Annotated in this window: 3 protein-coding genes; all 3 read left to right on the forward strand. The window is 69.2% G+C overall.

All coding sequences use genetic code 11. The features are described 5' to 3' along the window. Positions 1 to 686 (forward strand): polysaccharide deacetylase family protein (locus STRIP9103_RS04975; protein ID WP_009299327.1); only part of this gene is annotated, 686 nt, incomplete at its 5' end. A gap of 227 nt (positions 687 to 913) precedes the next feature. Next, complete coding sequence (gene groES / locus STRIP9103_RS04980) at positions 914 to 1,222, forward strand: co-chaperone GroES (protein WP_009299326.1); 309 nt, start codon at positions 914 to 916, stop codon at positions 1,220 to 1,222. Positions 1,223 to 1,335: 113 nt separating this feature from the next. Beyond that, a complete protein-coding gene (groL, locus tag STRIP9103_RS04985; RefSeq protein ID WP_009299325.1) occupies positions 1,336 to 2,961 on the forward strand; it encodes a chaperonin GroEL in 1,626 nt (541 codons plus the stop codon). Positions 2,962 to 2,981: the final 20 nt, after the last annotated feature.

Raw genomic sequence — 2,981 nt, forward strand, 5'->3', positions numbered from 1 at the left:
CCCTCGCCCCCGCACCGGCGAACCCCGACCGTCCGCCGCCGCCCCGCGCCGCGGGTCCCGGGCTGCCGCCCGTCGTCGATCGCGTCCCGACCCGGGACAAGGTGGTGTTCCTGACGTACGACGACGGCGCCGAGAAGGACCCGCGGTTTGTGGACATGGTCCGTGACCTGCGGCTTCCGGTGAGCATGTTCCTCACGGACAGCGTCGTGGGACCGGGGTACGGCCACTTCGCCCGGCTCCGCGCGGTCGGCGCGACCGTCCAGAACCACACCCTCGACCACACCGCCCTGCGCGGTCTGCCGTACGCGGGGCAGCGGGCCGAGATCTGCGGCCAGCAGAACAAACTCAGGCAGCGCTTCGGCATCCGCCCGACCCTCTTCCGCCCGCCGTACGGCGCCTACGACACCACCACGCTCCGCGCCGCCGCCGACTGCGGTATCTCCGCGGTCGTCCTGTGGCGCGCGTCCATGCGGATCACAGACCACCGCCCCACCGCCGAAAACCGCCTCCGCCCCGGCGACATCGTCCTGGCCCTCCCCCACTCCCGGCTTCACTCGAGCGGGGGAACTCCCATCCGGGGCCCGGACCAGCCGAAGGGCGCCACGCTGACCCGGACGACGGCCGGGCTGCTGCGCCGCATCCAGGAGCAGGGCCTGACGGTGGGGAGGTTGGAGGACTACCTCTGAGGCCGGGCGACTGCCTGTGAACCACACGAATGTCCGGCGCCGCGCCCCGCGTGATTAGCAGTCCGCTTGACCGAGTGCTAATCGCGGTCATAGTCTCAGGGCTGGCACTCCCCCCTGGAGAGTGCCAACAACGCGACGGGCAGGTCCGGCACCCGCGACGACGGATCGACCTGGTCGCCACCTCAGACAGTTAACCCCGTGAGATCTCCGAAGGGGGAGGTCGGATCGTGACGACCGCCAGCTCCAAGGTTGCCATCAAGCCGCTCGAGGACCGCATCGTGGTCCAGCCGCTGGACGCCGAGCAGACCACGGCCTCTGGCCTGGTCATCCCGGACACCGCCAAGGAGAAGCCCCAGGAGGGCGTCGTCCTGGCCGTGGGCCCGGGCCGCTTCGAGAACGGCGAGCGCCTGCCGCTCGACGTCAAGACCGGCGACATCGTGCTGTACAGCAAGTACGGCGGCACCGAGGTGAAGTACAACGGCGACGAGTACCTCGTCCTCTCGGCTCGCGACGTGCTCGCGATCATCGAGAAGTAACCCACCTCAGAGTATTTCGAGCTGCGCCCCTGGCCCCCCGCGACCATTGATCGGCCGGGCGCCCGGGGCGCAGCGTCGTTCACCCACAGATTTCCGAGAGGGCTCCCGCTGTCATGGCGAAGATCCTGAAGTTCGACGAGGACGCCCGTCGCGCCCTCGAGCGCGGCGTCAACAAGCTGGCCGACACGGTCAAGGTGACGATCGGTCCCAAGGGCCGCAACGTCGTCATCGACAAGAAGTTCGGCGCCCCCACCATCACCAACGACGGTGTCACGATCGCCCGTGAGGTCGAGATCGATGACCCGTACGAGAACCTCGGCGCGCAGCTGGTGAAGGAGGTGGCGACCAAGACCAACGACATCGCGGGTGACGGCACCACCACCGCCACCGTGCTCGCCCAGGCGCTCGTCCGCGAGGGCCTGAAGAACGTCGCCGCCGGCGCCTCCCCGGCCGCCCTGAAGAAGGGCATCGACGCCGCCGTCAAGGCCGTCTCCGACGATCTGCTCGCCTCGGCCCGTCCGATCGACGAGAAGTCCGACATCGCCGCCGTCGCCGCGCTGTCCGCCCAGGACCAGCAGGTCGGCGAGCTCATCGCCGAGGCGATGGACAAGGTCGGCAAGGACGGTGTCATCACCGTCGAGGAGTCCAACACCTTCGGTCTGGAGCTGGACTTCACCGAGGGCATGGCCTTCGACAAGGGCTACCTGTCGCCGTACTTCGTGACGGACCAGGAGCGCATGGAGGCCGTCCTGGAGGACCCCTACATCCTCATCAACCAGGGCAAGATCTCCTCCATCCAGGACCTGCTGCCGCTGCTGGAGAAGGTCATCCAGGCGGGTGCCTCCAAGCCGCTGCTGATCATCGCCGAGGACGTCGAGGGCGAGGCCCTGTCGACCCTGGTCGTCAACAAGATCCGCGGCACGTTCAACGCCGTCGCGGTCAAGGCCCCCGGCTTCGGCGACCGCCGCAAGGCGATGCTGCAGGACATGGCGGTCCTCACCGGCGCCACGGTCATCTCCGAGGAGGTCGGCCTCAAGCTCGACCAGGTCGGCATCGACGTGCTCGGCTCCGCCCGCCGCGTCACCGTCACCAAGGACGACACCACGATCGTCGACGGCGCCGGCAGCTCCGAGGACGTCCAGGGCCGCGTCGCCCAGATCAAGTCCGAGATCGAGAACACCGACTCCGACTGGGACCGCGAGAAGCTCCAGGAGCGCCTCGCGAAGCTGGCCGGCGGCGTGTGCGTGATCAAGGTCGGCGCCGCCACCGAGGTGGAGCTGAAGGAGAAGAAGCACCGTCTGGAGGACGCCATCTCCGCGACCCGCGCCGCGGTCGAGGAAGGCATCGTCTCCGGTGGTGGCTCCGCGCTGGTCCACGCCGTCAAGGTCCTCGAGGGCAACCTCGGCAAGGAGGGCGACGAGGCCACCGGTGTCTCCGTCGTCCGCAAGGCCGCCGTCGAGCCGCTGCGCTGGATCGCCGAGAACGCCGGCCTTGAGGGCTACGTCATCGTCTCCAAGGTCGCCGAGCTCGAGAAGGGCAGCGGCTACAACGCCGCCACCGGCGAGTACGGCGACCTGGTCAAGGCCGGCGTCATCGACCCGGTCAAGGTCACCCGCTCCGCCCTGGAGAACGCCGCCTCCATCGCCTCCCTCCTCCTCACGACCGAGACCCTGGTCGTCGAGAAGAAGGAAGAGGAGGAGCCGGCCGCCGCGGGCCACGGCCACGGCCACGCCCACTGAGGCAGCACCGCCTGAGGGAA

It is taken from the genome of Streptomyces ipomoeae 91-03, from assembly GCF_000317595.1.
GTDB classification, from domain to species: Bacteria; Actinomycetota; Actinomycetes; order Streptomycetales; family Streptomycetaceae; genus Streptomyces; species Streptomyces ipomoeae.